Below are 16,747 nucleotides of genomic sequence, written 5' to 3' on the forward strand. Positions count from 1 at the left end.
GACGTTTAGTCTGATTCTTTGTTACTGTTTTCTTCTATGTTATATTTAGTTGCACTGATTTAAATTATAAATTTTCTGTAAGTTAATGTTTGAGTTCATACATTAATTTTACATCAACTGTCAGAGTCTTTTGAGGCATGGCAGTTATTTTTTGAAAATTTTTACATGAAAAAGTAGCATATAAACTAATTACTTTTTCAATAATATAGTATCCCTTTTTTATATTGTAATCAATCCAAATGCATTTGCGATTGAACTAAGAAGAATAATTGTTGCAAATATAGGACAAAGATATTTAATCATAAAATTAAAAATTTTCTTTCTGCGAAATTTTCCCTCGCCGTTAAGAACCTCTTCCTCAATCTTATTAAGACCAATTACCTTTGAAACGAGTATACATATGGCAAATGCTGCAATTGGCATCATTACAGAGTTTGTTAAAAAGTCAAAGAAATCTAAAAATTGCATTCCAATGATTTTTACACAGGCTAAAGGTCCATAACCAAGAGCTGATAAACTTCCTAGAACAAGCATTATTCCACCAAGAATGAAAGTAGCTTTCTTTCTGCCCCATCCAAATTCATCTTGAAAAGTTGAAACAGCACTTTCAGTTAAGGCTATTGAACTCGTAAGTGCTGCAAATAAAACTAATGTAAAGAATAAAATTCCAACAACCGTGCTAAGTCCCATGCTTTCAAACATTTTAGGAATAGTGATGAACATTAATGAAGGACCTGCATTTAAGGCATCAGGGTCACCACCAGAGAAAGCAAATACTGCAGGGATAATCATTAAGCCAGCCATAATCGCAATAGCGGTATCAAATATTTCTACATTTTTAGTAGAATCTTCGATTGATAAATCCTTCTTCATGTATGAGCCGAATGTAATTAAAATTCCCATAGCAATTGATAAAGAATAAAACATCTGTCCCATTGCAGCAACAACAGTCATCCATGAAAAATTCTCAAAATTAGGAATAAGGAAATATTTTACTCCGGCTAAAGCACCAGGTCGTGTCATAGAATAAATTGTAATTATAATTGATAAAACAATTAAAATAGGCATCATAAATTTTGATACACGTTCAATACCATTTCTAACTCCGGCATAAATAATGGCTAAAGTAATAAATGTAAATATTATAAAGCAGATTTCAGCGGAAAAACCACCTGTAATAAAATTAGTAAAATAGTCATCACCCGCTAATAATTTGCTGCCGCCAATTATATATTCGGCTAAATATTTAATAACCCATCCACCAATTACAGAATAATATGGAACAATGAGAATAGGAATAATAGCGTTAATCCATCCGCCTAAAGATGCAAACTTAGAGTTGCCAAAAAATTTAAAAGCACCCACAGGACTTTTCTTAGTCATACGTCCAATAGATGTTTCAGCAACAATCATTGTATATCCAAATGTCAGGGCAAGAATGATATATACTAATAAGAACATCCCGCCGCCATATTTAGCAGCTAAATACGGAAATCGCCATATGTTTCCAAGACCTACAGAAGCTCCGGCAGCAGATAATACAAATCCCAGCTTTCCGGAAAAAGAACTCCTTTTATTATTGTGTTTTTTCATAATTTTTTACCTCTCATATACTTTTTAATCGCAAGTATAAAAAGTGTAACATAGAGCAGAAAAAAACACAATAAGAGTAGAATAAAATCGTCTGACAGAAGAGTAAAATAAATCGCTATGAAACAAAGAGTAAAAACAGTTAGAAATCAAATGAATATGCACCAAAGGATACATCAAAAGTGGTGGCATTAAGAAAACTTGACAGAAAGGCAAAAATGCCGGCAACGATATTTACTTATACTTTTGGTATTTTATAAGCATTAATTACAGGAATAGGGATGTGTCTGTCAATGAAGGTAATAGGCAATGGAAACCTGATGTTTATTTTGGGAATAATAATTGGCATAATAGGATTGGCATGCATGGGAGTAAATTACCCGATTTATAAAAAAATGTTTAAACACATTTTTAGTCCGGCAATGGATATGTATAGTATTTCAAATGAAGAAAAAACATATATTGCAGCATTTTACATAAATGGAATGATTGCTGTTGTAAAAGAATGGCTACAAAATGATTGCAAAATGTCAGAAGAACATATATGTGACATAATTTTAAAATGTGTAAATACATCTAATTAATAAAGTATTTAATGTAATCTTGCAGTGTTAAAAATATTAATATTAGTTAAATTTAGTAATTACAAAACAATTTAATATTATGGTCAAATTTAAATTATTATAATAAGCAGTAATGAATATTTGGAGAAGAATTTTATGAAAGCAGGAATTTATCTTGGAAAAGAGAGTATATCTGTATCCAAGATTTGTAAAAAATGATACAAAGAGAGCAGGAACAATAGGCGGCTTTTCAGAGTATATTTTAGTACCGGAGGCAAAGTTAAAGCATTTATACCGGCTGAAATAAGTGACAGGGAAGCAAGTTTAATTGAGCCTTTTACAGTGGGATGCAGAGCTGCAAGACGTTCACAACCACAAAAAGGAGAAAAAGCAATTGTATTTGGATGTGGAACAATTGGAATTGCAGCTGCAATTACGCTAAAATATTTTGGATTAGATCAAGTTATAATAGCAGATTTATCAGATTTCAGATTGAATATTGCAAAAAAACTTGGATTTGAAACATGCAATATAGCAAATAATGAAAAGTAAACGATGGGATATTGAATCAATTATCACGGATGAATATCCGTTAGAAAAACTTGACGAAGCAATAGAAAAGGCATCAAAGTCAGACGAAGCATTTAATGTTGTGATTAAATTTTAGAAAAGATAAACAGCGTAGGAGTAGGACAATTTTCTCAAGCAATTGCTGCAGTAGAAAAAACAGAGGAATAGAATTTATATGGTTAAAAAATATGGCTAAAATGAAAAGGGCTTTTTCATTTTAGCCATATTGCAATTGTATAGGTAATTTATAAATGATAAATATTACCTTTTACTAACTAACAACCGAATTTAAAAAAATTGCAAAGAGCATTAAATAACTCGGAACAGCTATTGAATTTAAAACACATAGTTTCGTCCTCCTTATTTTAGATTTGTACTGGCCAATTACAAGATGAATTGTAACAATTTCGTAATATTTAAACAATAGGGGATAATTGGAAATAGTTTATACGTTTAAAATAAAATTTCCTAAGTACATAAATATGTGGAACTAAGCTCAAAGCATTTTAAAAGCCCTACAAATTTAAAAATAAGTTAAATATAGGGCAAGTTGCACGAGTTTACCTAAGCCCAAATAAAGATGCTTTTGAAATTGAATTATGATATAATTACAAAATCCCTACTAATTAAGAAAGAGAAGGTCAGAAAATGAATATTGCAATTTGTGATGATGATAGGGTGATTATTGAACAGATTGAAGAATTTCTTCAAATTATTCACGATAAATCATTGGAATATGAGGTGTTTTTTTGTGCGGAAGAATTACAGAAATACATAACAGAAAATAATGTTAATTTTGATGTGTTTATATTAGATATTGAAATGAAAGAAATGTCAGGGATAGATTTTGCAAAAAAACTTCGAGAGAAAAATGTTGATTCTTTAATTATTTTTATGACCAGTCATTCGCAATATGTGTTTGATGTGTTTGAAACCGTAACATTTGACTTTATACAAAAACCGTTAACCTTCGAAAAAATAAAAAATACATTAGAGAAAACAAAGAACTATTTAGAAATAAAGAGAAGGAGCTTTGTATTTTCTTACAAAAAAAATAATTACAACATTGCATTTTCAGATATTTGTTATTTAGAAAAAGATGGTAGAAAAGTATGGATATATACAATTGATGATAAAAAATATCAATGTAATATGACATTGAAAGAAATATGGTCACAATTAGATGATGAAATGTTTGGAATGTTAAATAAATCGTTGATTGTAAATCTTTCAAAAATCGAAGGGATTATAGGAGAAAATGTAATTTTGCAAGATCACAGGATGCTATATGTAAGCAGAGATTATAGAAAAGAAATTAAGAAAAAGCACTTGAATTATTTAAGGGGGCAGGTATGAGCATAATTTATGATTTAATAATTAATATAATTGACTATTTGATTATTTTCAAATATTTTAAGAGTTTTAGTGAAAAAAGAACTATGAAAAAGAAATATTGTACGATTCTTTTTTGTGGATGCATAATTTGGATTAGTGTTGTAAATCAGTTTCACAATCCAAATGCAAATCTGATTTTATGTATATTGATGATTTATCTATATAGTTGCTCATTTTCATATAGTATTTCGTATCATATAATTCTACCGGTTTTGTACATAGGATTTGGAATTGTAGCGGAACTGATAGGATTTTTTGTTTTGAATTTTTTAGGACAGGCAATTCCATATTTTATCCGTTACTATGGAAGTTCTTTTATCTGCGAAATTATCCGCTTTTTAATAGTTTATGCAATTTGTAAAGTTAGGAAAATAAAATTCCCTAAATTGTCTTTTGATATAAGTAAATATCTGGTTATTATTCCACTTACATGTGTTTGTATATGTTGTATAACTATGAATATTATTCAAAACAGTAAGAATAATCCGGTTATTATAATGTGTTTAATGATAATAGTTATGACGATTTCGAGTAATGTTTTAATGTTTAAAATGTTTGTTAAAGTAACAGAAACATTATCGGATAATTATGAAAAGGAAATGTTGTTACAAGAGGCACAGGCAAAAGAACAATATTATAATGAAGTGGAAAAAAGTAATAAAGAGATACGAAGAATTAAGCATGATTTGAAAAATATGCTATTAGCGATATGCTCAGAGGCACAAAAGAATAATGAGATTTCAAAAGAAATTTATAAAATTATTAATGAGTTAGATGCGAGTAACAAAAAATTATATACATCTAATATAGTTATAAATACGATAATAAATCACAAGATGTGCCTGGCAGAAAATTTGAAAATAAAGACATATGTAAACATTAAAGTACCAAAATCCGTTAATCTTGATTATAAAGATGCAGGAATCCTGTTAGGAAATATATTAGATAATGCAATAGAATCTTGCAAAAAAATTAATATGGAAGACAGATGGATTAAAATAGACATAATTTATAAGAAGAATACAATGTTTATAAAAATCTGCAACAGCAAGATAAAGGAGTTAGTGAATATAAAACAAACTAGTAAACATGATGTGCATAATCATGGAATTGGAGTATCAAGTATAGAGAATATTGTAAAAAAATATGGTGGGTATGTAGAATTTATTGATAAAGGAGAAGAATTTGAAGTAGCTGTAAGTTTGTATGGAATATAAGAATTGTTAATAAAAATGGCAATCGGGCAATTATTATATTGATATTTGTAAATGCGAAAAATATTTTACAAATGATTACATATAAAACACAAATGATTACATTGTGGCAAAAAAAGAAAAAATTTAAGGTATGATAGAAAAATCTGAAGCAAAATAATTACTGGAAAATTATATTCTGAAAACAAAAAAGGAGAGGTTATGAATAAAATATTGGAGAGGTTTAAAAATTTCTTTTCTGCATCCCATGATAGGGAACAAAAAGGAATTCAGTCAACTAAGCATGGAATGCTTAATAATTTCATGTATGCAGTTAAGTTGACGTGGAGTTTTAGCAGAATATTTATTATAGCGGTTATTGCCGGTGGAATATTAATCTCATTATACAATCTTATTGGAATTTATATACCAAAAATTGCTTTAGCATTGGTAGAGCAAAAGGTTAGTACAGACGTAATGATTAAGGTGATGGTAATAGTGGGAGTGGCAGCTCTTACACTTAATCTTATTGCCTATAAGGCTGGTTATATTTGCGAATATCAGTGGGAAAACGTGTACAAAGGTATAGTTTCAAAATATCTTAGAAAATCATTTACAACGGATTTTAAAAATATGGAAAATCCGGATTTTCTTGATTTAACTCAAAGATCAAAACAGGCATTGTATACATATCAGGGAATTCACGGATATTGTATGAGAGGGCAGAATATAATTGCCAATCTAACTATGGTATTTATTTCAGGATTTGCCATAGCTTTAGTTAATCCGGTGCTTGTACTTGTTATAATTGCACTTTCGTTTTTTATCTATAAAATATTAGATTCGACAATGGAGTGGAGCAAGACAAAATTTAGAGATGCTATGGCATCTAATTATAGAAAAAATAGTTATTTTTCAAATACAGCAAGAGACTTTAAGTACGCTAAGGACATAAGACTGTTTAAAATGCAGGAGTTTATACAGAATATGTGGAATGACATTAACACAATATATTATGCTGCCTGCAAAAAACATCACAGTAAGTGGATTATGTGTGAAGCAAAAATGAGTATGCTTAGATTAATTCAAAATGTATTGCTATATTCAGTGCTTATTTACATGATTATGTTTAGGGGCATGAGTATTTCTAATTTTGTTTTATATATTGGATTAGTGGCTGCATTTTCAACAGCCATGACGGATCTGTTTTGTAATCTTGTGTGGATGAATATGAACAGAATGCAGTTAGATGATTTTAGAACATTTATGGATTGGACAGAGGAGATACCTAATTATCAAAAGGGTGAGGGAACAATAAATAATATCAAATTAGAAAAATATGAATTTAAATTTGAAAATGTCTCATTTAAATATCCGGGACATGATAAATTTATTCTAAAAAATCTTAACCTCACAATAGAGGCAGGAAGTAAACTTGCAATAGTAGGAATAAACGGCGCAGGAAAAACAACTCTCACAAAGCTTCTTATGAGACTATATGAACCAACAGAAGGAAGAATTTTACTTAATGGAGTTGATATAAAACAGTTTGACAGAGAATCATATTTTAATATCTTTGCTCCGGTATTTCAGAATATAGAAATATTTGCTTTCCCTGTATGGCAGAACATTTCAATGAAATCTGATAATGAAACTGATAGAGACAAGGTTATGGAAACATTAAAAAGAAGTGACTTAGATGAGAAGATTAACAGGTACGAAAACAAAATCGACACAAAACTTCTTAGAATTATTGATCCTGACGGAGTGGATCTTTCCGGTGGAGAAAGACAAAGACTTGCTATGGCAAGAGCATTGTACAGTGACAGGGATGTACTTGTACTTGATGAACCTACGGCAGCACTTGATGCACTTGCAGAAGATAAGATGTATCAGGAATTTAATGAAATGGTAAAGGGAAAGACTGCAATTTTCATTTCACACAGACTTTCAAGTACAAGATTTTGTGACAAAATAGTTATGTTTGAGGATGGAAAAATTATTGAAGAGGGAACACATGATGAATTAATGAAAACTGGCGGAAAATATAGTGATATGTTTAAGATTCAGGCACAGTATTACAAAAGTGAGAAGGAGGGAGTAACATGCTAAAAAAATTATTTAGTGGAATTAAAGACATAGCTTTTTGCACCGGATATTTTGCAAAGTTTGCATGGAAAAAACTTCCAATCTATTACTTTTATATTTTGTTGTCAGTTATAGTTAACACAGCAGGACCTTTTGTTTCTATTATCGGCTCAAAATATTTAATTAATGAAATCGTATATGAGCAGAACAGAAACATTGGTATGATAATTTTCTGGGTAGCTTTTATCTGCATTGGAACTTATCTTTATGCAGTAGTAGGAAAGTTTGCAAATGAGAAGCAGAATTATTGTAATGACCGTTTTGACAGAATGCTTCAAATGGAAATAAGTTTTAATACTATGCAAATGAAGTTTGAGTATACTGAAAATTCTGAAATGCTAGACAGTGTAAATAAAGCAGGACGGGCATTTGAACAAACTAACCTTATACAGGGACTTACAGACGGAATCGTAGGACTTATAAGTAATATATTAGTGCTTGCAGGGGTTATGTATATAGTTGTTAATTGCTCAGTATGGTTACTTATTCCTGTATTTTTAAGTTTCGTTATTAATACATATATGACAATGAAAACAACAAAATTAAAGGAAAATTATTTCTCTGAAGCAATGGAAATAGACCGTGTTGTTGATTATTATCTGGATGAACTTACAACAGGTGAGTATGCCAAGGATATTAGAATTTATAATGCAGATAATATGATTATTGATAACCAGAAGGAACAAAGTACTAAGCAATATAATCTTTCAAAAAGAAGCATGAAAAAAATATGGAATAATGAAAAAATTTCAATAACATCAACGGAGATTTGTAATATAGCAGTTTATATTATTCTTGGTGTAAATACATTAACAGGAAAGATTACAATCGGAGATTTTAGCAGCCTTACACAGGCAGTTATTAAGTTTACGGAAGCACTTTATAATATTTCAAGAGGATTAATGGGATTAAAGTATACAGCATCAATTCTAAAATATTATCTTGATTATATTGAAAAAGCTGAAATTGATATAAAATATGAGAAAAGTAAAAATGCAGAAGTTCCAAATGTTAATGATGGTGTATCTATAGAATTTAAAAATGTAAGTTTTAAATATCCTAATACAGATGTTTATATTTTAAAAAACATAAATACATCAATACATCCGGGAGAACATCTTTCAATAGTAGGAAAAAATGGCGCAGGAAAGACAACTTTCATAAAACTTCTTTGCAGATTATATGAAGTTACAGAAGGAGAAATTCTTGTAAATGGAGTAAATATAAATGATATAGAATACTCTAAATATTTAGATTTACTTTCAGTAGTTTTTCAGGATTACAGGCTTATGGCATTTTCCATAAAGGATAATATTGATATGGGACAGAATAAATATGCCAATGGCGATATGGGACAGAATAAATATTCTAATGTTGAAAATAAGATTAATGAACTGTGCAAAATAGTAGAGATTGACGGTTGGATTAATTCTTTGGAAAATAAGCAAAATACAAACCTTTATAAAATGTTTGATGAGTCAGGAGTTGAACCATCAGGTGGTCAGGCTCAGAAGCTTGCAATTGTCAGGGCATTGTATAAGGATGCACCGGTAGTAGTACTTGACGAACCTACAGCAGCCTTAGATCCAATCGCTGAATTTGAAGTCTATAACAACTTTGATAAGCTTGTTGGTGGAAAAACCGCAGTTTATATATCCCATAGACTTTCATCCTGTAGATTTTGCGACAGAATAATAGTTTTTGATGGTGGTACAATAATTGAGGACGGAAGTCATGACAAATTAATGGAAAATACAAACGGATTTTATTTTAATATGTACAATACTCAGGCTAAACACTACCAGAATTAATTGCTACAGGATTTAAGTAGTATCGGAGTTATAGATAGCCATATTGGAATAAGAGCAAGTATTTTATTAAAAAAGAAAAATAAAAAATTATTGTAACTTGAAAAAACGCACACATCCATAGTATCATTGATAAATAAGCTGAATTTTACAGAACCAATATGAGTAAAAACCTAAAAGAAGAGGAAAATAATCAATGACAGTGCAGAAGAAAAATATTCTGGTTATAGAAGATAGTGAACAATACATGGATATGATTTGTAGCAAATTGTCAAATATTACAGACATAAATGTTTACAAGGCAAAAGATAGTGCGCAGGCATATAAATATGCGTTAGAAGAAAATATAAGCGTATTTATAGTGGATATAATTCTTGATACAAATGCTTTAGGAGATGTGTCAGGAATTAAATTCGTTGAAAGAATACGAACCATACCTGAATACAAATTTACACCAATTATAATCACATCATCTTTAGAAGACCCTAAGTTACATTCATACAGTTATTTGCACTGTTATCGCTACTTTGAAAAATCTTATGACATCAATGAACTTATGGATACAGTTAAAGAAGTATTAGAATTTGAAACTCCGAAGGAAGAATCGAAGATAATATATTATAAAAGAGACGGAATTTTGTTCTCACTTCAGACAAAAGATATTGTATATGTAGAGAACAGAAACAGGTACATAGAATATCATTGCACAGATGGAGTACATAAGGCACCATATGCGTCATGTAAGAGTATTATTCAGGAGTTAGGAGATAACAATTTTGCACAATGTAATAAACATGTTGTTGTAAATATGAACTATATTTTAAGTATAGACTCAGTTAACAGATATATTAAACTTATAAATAATTATGGAGAACTTGAAATAGGCCCTAGATTAAAAAAAGAATTTATGAGCAGGTTGAAAAATGAGTGAGATTTTAATTTATTTTTTTGAAATAATATCTGTAATAATATGCATACATAACTTATATGGTCGAAAAAATATAATTTCCATTTATACATTAAGTTTTATAAGTTTAGAGATAATTTATATGTATTTAGTTAATGAAGAAGTGCTTTTTAAAGAGACAATGTTAATAATGTATTTGTTTTTCATTATTTATTCGATGCTTCAGTTTGGTGACAGTATTGTAAATTCTGTTTATAACTGCATGTTGACAATGCTCATTGTATCAGTTACGCAAATGATAATGTACATACCTGCAAGTCTTCTTATTTATAAGTTCATTAAAAATGAAAATTTTATGGCATTGTTTATAAACATAGCTGTTCTGATATTTGTATTCTTTTCACAGAAATCAAAATTATATAAGATATTACACAATATAATTGTTGATAAAGAAAAGAGGGGGATGGTGTGTATATTAGTAAATGGATTAATTCTTGCATATTATCTTTATAAGTTCAAAAAAGACAATTTTATTATGACAGATGCATATCTTACAGGAGGCTTATTGTTTGTTATAGTAATATTTGCCATCTATAGATGGCAGCAGTCAACTTACGAAGTTAAATTAAAGCAAAAGCAGTTAGAAATGACTAGAATATATAATGATTCCTTTAAAAGTCTGATAGATGTTGTACGTAAAAATCAGCACGATTTTAATAATCATTTGCTTGCTTTATCAGCTCTGGAAAATGAAGAAAACAATGAAAAGATAAAACAGCGAAAGAATGAATATAAGAACAGAATTTCTGAAGAAAATAAGTATAATAGTATTTTGTATAGAATTAATGAACCTATTATTGCAGGATTTTTATTTGGCAAATTAAAAGAAACTGAAAATATGGGTGTAGAAACAACGTATGATGTAAATTTATGCACTGGAGAATTTAAATACATATCAGTTTATGATTTCATAGAAATTCTTGGAATATTAATAGATAATGCAAGAGATGCAATTCTTTCAAATAAAACTACACAAAATAACCGGGAAAATATAAAAGATAATAATGAGTGTGGAAATGAAGGAAGTGTAAATGGCAATAATGACTGTGAAAAAAAAGAAAACATTACAATTAAAATATCTGAAACTGAAAAGAAAGTAATAGTTGAGGTCTCAAATCCTTATACATATTGTACGGAGGATGAGATAATTAAGATGTTTGAAAAAGGATATTCTACAAAAGGTGAAGACAGAGGAATTGGTCTTAACAAAATAAAAGAATATCAGGATAAATATAAGTTTGATATTTTAGTAGAAAACATAATGACTAAAATTGGAAATACAATAAAGTTTTCAGTAATAATTGAAAAATAAATTCCATAGGCATCAAAGTTGAGGCCTTTTGCCACAACATAATAATTTTGTGTCTACATCGTAATAATCAACAAATAAAAATCTGCCTTTCATTGTAATGACGGTCATACAGACTGTCGGGTGTGTCAATGAAGGCAGATTTTTTGGAGTAAAAGATTATGAAGGTTAATTATTCAAAGTCTTCTTTGCGAGGAAGTTTAGGTTCCCCAAAGAAACAAAAGCTAACTTTTGAAAATTTAAAACCCCATGATAATGCTAAACACAATGTACAAAGTGTGTTTAAAGTAGAAAGTTTGAATTTACGCATTAGCACATTCCTCCTTTTTTGAGATTTTAGCAATAAATAATTGCGCTGTATGTAACACAATAGTCCAGAATCCAACTTGAAAGTATGTAGCAAATAAGCTGAATTCATGGAAAAAGCTAACAAAAATAATAAAAATAAAAATTATAACAAATCCGGTATTTCGACATTTCTTAATCAAAATACTGTCAGGCGAAGGTCTGAACGGTGATGCTATTGGACCTATTTTATAATTGATAATCATACATATTGTACATATGGAAATTATTAATATAGGTGCTACAAATAAAAGTTTGGGAAGTAGTATAATTGAAGAAAATAAAACGACAAATGTTAATAAAAAACATGTAATATAATGTTTACAATGAATTCCGCCGATGTTAATTCTTAAAAATAAAAGCAAAATCAAAGAAACTAAGAATGATTTAAAATAACCTAAAAATCCAAAAAATATACCGAAAATAATAAGTTTTGAAAATTCATAAAAGATGCTTGTAAGTACATATTTTACCATTGCTATATCATAACTGCTGTAGCCGTATTCATCTTTTAATTCATCGATAAGACTTTGCATATTAATTCTCCATTCTTCTGCCATAAGATTTACGGCAGGAATAGTAATGAAATAAATTCACACTAAAACCACACCCAAAGATGTGTAGAGTATAGAAAGATATTTGTCGAATTAAAGAAAAAAAGTAAAAGGTATGTTGTTTAAATGAAAAAATACAGGAAATTGCTGATAATATGAAAAAATGTGCGTTTTTTAGTAAAAAAACATATAATTTAAAAGAAATATTGGTGATACATACTCAATATTTGACGAATTAAAAATCAAATAAGTATAAAATTTAGAAATAGGAAATATAAAATTTGAAAAATTAACTAATGGTTTATATGAATGATAACCTTCAATTTAATAAAACAATTGAAAAAAATAATTGAGTTTGCTATACTTTTATCGGCAAACAAGCGTTCTTAGAGTTGAAAATAGCAGATAATATAAGAGCTTATCAACGCGAACTAGGGAAATATTAAACGTTTAGAAGAGAGGATTTAAATTAATGAAAAAAGGTACAGCTTTAAAAGAAATTTTTAATGATTTTCTCAAAAATGAATTAAAAGACATTGCTAAGCAGAAAAAGATAAGAGGTTATTCAACACTTAATAAAGAACAATTGATTGATAAAATTGTAGAACATATGTTGAATGACGAAGAAGTAGAAAAATATTTCCAATATCTTACAAATGAAGAAATTGAAGCAGTTAAAAAAGAAATTACTTCAACTGAAGGTGGAAAGTCTAACGATGCTTTATATGAAAAATTATATGCAGCCGGTTATTTAGGCGGAATGAATAATGGTGAAATAGTAGTGCCGGTAGAAGTTCAGGCAGTACTTGAAAAAATAGAAAATAAAGAGTTTAATGAGAAACGTAAAGTGACCAGTTTCTTATTAAGCAGTTTGAGAACAATGTGTGTATTATATGGAAAGATTTCGATAGATTTGCTTATGCAGATTATGAAAGATGGAATTAATTATAATGAAAGCACAGAAGAGTTAATTAACAGAATTGAAAGTATACCGGAAGTATATAATGAATTTGAAGTTAATGATAACGTTGTATCTCATAAGAGATTGTCTGATTCAGAAGACAATTCTATAAAAGATGAAAGTAAATATTATATTCCAACTGTTGAGGAAATAAATACAATAGGTGTTTATGGAGAACTTCCTAATGGTCCTTCTAATGTTGAATTAGTAAGTTCTGTAGTTAAAGAAAACACCGGCGAAAATAAAGCAGCAAGAAAGGTAATTTCTAATCCTACCAGAATAGATGATTCAATTCCTTGGACATTTGACAATATGGGCAAAAGATTAGTTAATCAGCCGGTTGTTAAGACAAAGAAAGTTTATCCTAATGATAAATGCCCTTGTGGAAGTGGAAAGAAGTATAAATATTGTTGTGGAAGATAGAGGTGAATAATAATGTGGATGGTATTTGCAATTTTATCATCTGTATTTGCAGCTTTAACATCTATACTTGCTAAAGTTGGAATAGATGGAGTTAATTCTAATCTGGCTACAGCCATAAGAACGTTGGTAGTTTTAATTATGGCATGGGCAATGGTATTTCTGACTAATAATCAGTCGGGAATTACAGAGATAGGAAAGAAAAGCTGGATATTTTTGATTTTGTCAGGGCTGGCCACAGGAGCTTCATGGTTGTGCTACTATAAAGCATTACAGATGGGAGATGCGTCAAAGGTAGTTCCAATAGACAAATTAAGTGTAGTGATAACTTTGATTATGGCTTTTGTATTTTTGCATGAAGATTTTACATCAAAATCAATTATAGGATGCATACTTATCACGTCAGGAACTTTGTTCATGGTTATTTAGAGAATATAAGATATAGAATAAGCAGTTTAATATACCAAATAAGTTTATATTAACTATAACGAACAACAGTTTTATAAAAATTTATAAATATAAAATACACTTTTAGTAAAAAAATCAGAAGTAATATTGTGAATTTAATAAACGCAATATTGCTTCTGATTTTTTTTGTAAAGACACCAAACACAAAATAATTAGAAGATTCTATATTATAAAATAGATTAAACTGCAAATAAATATAAAAATGCAGGGATTGTAAATAGAGATAAAAGTGTTGTTAAAAAAATAGTTCTTGAAGTTAATTTTTTGTCTAAATCATATTCTGTGGCAAATATAAGTGCTGTATTTGCTACAGGCATTAGTGATTCAATAAAAAAGACATTTCTAACTAAAGTATCTTTAATGAATAGTTGAAATAATGGATAACAAATTAGTGGAATAATAATTAGCTTGACAAATGTAAATAAGTAAACTCTTTTATCTTTAAATATTTCACCTATTTTCATAGATGCTAACGTTGAACCAATTAACATCATTGCAAGTGGTGAGGTCAGATTACCAAGTATTGATATTGCATTTGTTATAGGAATAGGAAAACTTATGTCTAATGCATAAATTACAATGGAAAGCAAAGAGCATATTATACCTGGTGATAATATGTTTTTTAATGTAAAGGCCATCTTTTTCGCAGTCCCATATCCTATTAAAACTACTCCATAAGTAAATGTACAACAGGTAAATATAATGTTGAGAATGGCTGCATAAAATACAGCGGTAGTTCCCTGCTCAGAGCCAAATGCAGCCTGAATAACAGGAAAACCCATAAATCCTACATTTGAAAAAGTTAGCATAAAAGTATATATGCCTTGTGTATTGAAAGGCATTTTAATTAATTTAATTATTATAAAACTGATAATAGGTAATACTGCGTATAAAATAATTGAAGCAATAAATACGAATAACACAGTTGAACCTTTAGGACGTTGTGCCATAGACAAAACAGAATCTATTGTTGTCATGGGTAGGGTTATATTTACAACCAGTTTATTTAATTTCTTATTAGTAAGTTCGTCAAAATATTGTAATTTGTATGCCAGATATCCGGTGCATATAATTAAAAAAAGCATAATGAGCTGATTAAAAAGAACGGATATATTTATCATTTGAAAAACCTCCGGAATTTGTAAATGCATAGATAGTCATTAAAAATATTATCGCTAAAACGTTAAATAAGCAATGTTTTTATTAAGTGAAAAAATTCTCGGATTTGTGCTATACTTTATATGATAGGGCAAAAGCATAAAGGATTGATGCTCATTTTGTGAATGACTTAGGAATATTCACAGAGCTATTTATAATCTGCCTTTACCTATAATATTAATTTTACTTTAGCAAAGGAGACATAAAATAAATGGAAAATTACAGTATGCATCTTCCAAGCTATTCAATTGGAGATAAAATATATAATAAAATACCTGAAATTTGTGAGCCATATGGTACAAAGGTTATTGCTATAGGTGGGCATAAAGCAATTGCAGCCGCAAAGGATAAAATAATAGCAGCCTGCAAAGAATCAAAATTAGAAATATTAGATTTTATCTGGTATGGTGGAGAAGCAACTTACGAAAATGTAGAAAAATTAATGGAAAATGATTTGGTAAAACAGGCAGATATGATTTTCTCAATTGGTGGAGGAAAATCAACAGATACTGGAAAATGTCTTGGGGTAAAATGTGGTAAACCTGTATTTTCATTCCCAACAATAGCGTCAAACTGTTCTGCCTGCACAAGTGTTTCCATTATGTACTATCCTGATGGAAGATTTAAAGAACCGTTTTTCTTTCAGGCACCACCGGTACATGCATTTATTGATACGGATATTTTAGTACATTCCCCTTCAAGATATATGTGGGCAGGAATGGGTGATACTATGGCAAAGTACTTTGAAAGTTCAATGTCTTCAAGAGGAGAAGAATTAAATCACTATACACAGATGGGTGTAGATGTAAGTAAAATGTGTTATGAACCGGTTCTTCGATATGGAAAAGAAGCAATGGAATCAAATAATGCGCAGGAAGTTTCATATGCCTATGAACAGGTTGTATTAGCAATTATAGTTTCAACAGGTATTGCATCTATATTTTTGACAGCGGAGCATATAATTGATTACAACACAGGACTTGCCCATGCAATATTTTATTCTCTTACGGCATATCCACACATAGAAAAGAATCATTTGCACGGAGAAGTAGTAAGTTATGGTGTATTAAATTTGCTGCTTGTAGATAAGAATGAAGAAGACTTTGAAAAAGTGTATAAGTTTAGTAAAGATGTAGGTCTTCCAACATGCCTTGCAGATTTAGAATTTGGAAAGGACAAGTTAGAAGAATTGGCTGAAAATGCAGTTGCCATGAAAGATATAGAGCATAATCCTTATAAAATTACAAAAGAAATGGTTGCCTGCTCAATGGGCAAATTAGAAAAAATGAAATAGTAGG

General features: G+C 29.4%; 16 protein-coding genes. 13 read left to right on the plus strand and 3 right to left on the minus strand.

Features of this window, described 5'->3' with window-relative positions:
- Positions 1–219: 219 nt before the first annotated feature.
- Positions 220–1,593 (minus strand): sodium-dependent transporter, encoded by a 1,374-nt coding sequence (locus DWW96_RS05870; RefSeq protein WP_117909735.1) that lies wholly within the window; start codon positions 1,591–1,593, stop codon positions 220–222.
- A 290-nt stretch (positions 1,594–1,883) separates the two neighbouring features.
- On the opposite strand from DWW96_RS05870, the gene DWW96_RS13970 reads away from it, so the two are divergent.
- The 10 genes from DWW96_RS13970 (at position 1,884) to DWW96_RS05915 (ending at position 11,546) form a co-directional block, all read left to right on the plus strand.
- Entirely contained in the window at positions 1,884–2,174 is a 291-nt protein-coding gene (locus DWW96_RS13970; protein WP_158562655.1) for a TetR-like C-terminal domain-containing protein, read from the plus strand.
- 154 nt (positions 2,175–2,328) lie between these two features.
- Positions 2,329–2,460 carry a hypothetical protein gene (locus tag DWW96_RS14525; RefSeq protein ID WP_278286568.1) on the plus strand — a complete coding sequence of 44 codons (132 nt, stop codon included), beginning with the start codon at positions 2,329–2,331 and terminating at the stop codon, positions 2,458–2,460.
- A 35-nt stretch (positions 2,461–2,495) separates the two neighbouring features.
- A complete protein-coding gene (locus tag DWW96_RS05885; protein WP_117909737.1) occupies positions 2,496–2,705 on the plus strand; it encodes a hypothetical protein in 210 nt (69 codons plus the stop codon).
- On the plus strand, positions 2,695–2,820 hold the full coding sequence (locus DWW96_RS14530) for a hypothetical protein (RefSeq protein ID WP_260978319.1): 126 nt from the start codon (positions 2,695–2,697) through the stop codon (positions 2,818–2,820). Before DWW96_RS05885 ends, DWW96_RS14530 begins: the two co-directional genes overlap by 11 nt.
- Positions 2,821–3,371: 551 nt before the next feature.
- Positions 3,372–4,079, plus strand: coding sequence for a LytTR family DNA-binding domain-containing protein (locus tag DWW96_RS05890; protein WP_117909739.1), 708 nt, complete (start codon positions 3,372–3,374; stop codon positions 4,077–4,079).
- Complete coding sequence (locus DWW96_RS05895) at positions 4,076–5,335, plus strand: GHKL domain-containing protein (protein WP_117909741.1); 1,260 nt, start codon at positions 4,076–4,078, stop codon at positions 5,333–5,335. The genes DWW96_RS05890 and DWW96_RS05895 overlap by 4 nt, the downstream gene beginning before the upstream one ends.
- Positions 5,336–5,533: 198 nt before the next feature.
- Complete coding sequence (locus tag DWW96_RS05900; protein WP_117909743.1) at positions 5,534–7,423, plus strand: ABC transporter ATP-binding protein; 1,890 nt, start codon at positions 5,534–5,536, stop codon at positions 7,421–7,423.
- Entirely contained in the window at positions 7,417–9,270 is a 1,854-nt protein-coding gene (locus tag DWW96_RS05905) for an ABC transporter ATP-binding protein (RefSeq protein ID WP_117909745.1), read from the plus strand. The genes DWW96_RS05900 and DWW96_RS05905 overlap by 7 nt, the downstream gene beginning before the upstream one ends.
- A gap of 193 nt (positions 9,271–9,463) precedes the next feature.
- On the plus strand, positions 9,464–10,198 hold the full coding sequence (locus tag DWW96_RS05910; RefSeq protein ID WP_022087906.1) for a LytTR family transcriptional regulator DNA-binding domain-containing protein: 735 nt from the start codon (positions 9,464–9,466) through the stop codon (positions 10,196–10,198).
- A 118-nt stretch (positions 10,199–10,316) separates the two neighbouring features.
- Complete coding sequence (locus DWW96_RS05915) at positions 10,317–11,546, plus strand: GHKL domain-containing protein (RefSeq protein ID WP_158562656.1); 1,230 nt, start codon at positions 10,317–10,319, stop codon at positions 11,544–11,546.
- A 299-nt stretch (positions 11,547–11,845) separates the two neighbouring features.
- On the opposite strand, the gene DWW96_RS05920 is transcribed toward DWW96_RS05915, so the two are convergent.
- Entirely contained in the window at positions 11,846–12,448 is a 603-nt protein-coding gene (locus DWW96_RS05920) for an accessory gene regulator B family protein (RefSeq protein ID WP_117909749.1), read from the minus strand.
- Positions 12,449–12,914: 466 nt separating this feature from the next.
- On the opposite strand from DWW96_RS05920, the gene DWW96_RS14395 reads away from it, so the two are divergent.
- Positions 12,915–13,826, plus strand: a complete 912-nt coding sequence (locus tag DWW96_RS14395) for an SEC-C metal-binding domain-containing protein (RefSeq protein WP_022087910.1) — start codon at positions 12,915–12,917, stop codon at positions 13,824–13,826.
- A gap of 12 nt (positions 13,827–13,838) precedes the next feature.
- The gene (locus DWW96_RS05930; RefSeq protein WP_117909751.1) at positions 13,839–14,252 is read left to right on the plus strand and encodes an EamA family transporter; all 414 of its coding nucleotides are present in this window, start codon (positions 13,839–13,841) and stop codon (positions 14,250–14,252) included.
- 218 nt (positions 14,253–14,470) lie between these two features.
- Here DWW96_RS05930 and DWW96_RS05935 read toward each other — a convergent pair whose 3' ends face one another.
- Complete coding sequence (locus DWW96_RS05935; protein ID WP_022087912.1) at positions 14,471–15,412, minus strand: AEC family transporter; 942 nt, start codon at positions 15,410–15,412, stop codon at positions 14,471–14,473.
- 248 nt (positions 15,413–15,660) lie between these two features.
- Here DWW96_RS05935 and DWW96_RS05940 point away from each other — a divergent pair, with 248 nt between their 5' ends.
- Positions 15,661–16,743, plus strand: a complete 1,083-nt coding sequence (locus DWW96_RS05940; RefSeq protein ID WP_117909755.1) for an iron-containing alcohol dehydrogenase family protein — start codon at positions 15,661–15,663, stop codon at positions 16,741–16,743.
- Positions 16,744–16,747 lie beyond the last annotated feature (4 nt).

The organism is Eubacterium sp. AF17-7 (genome assembly GCF_003461285.1).
Taxonomy (GTDB): Bacteria; Bacillota; Clostridia; order Lachnospirales; family Lachnospiraceae; genus Eubacterium_U; species Eubacterium_U album.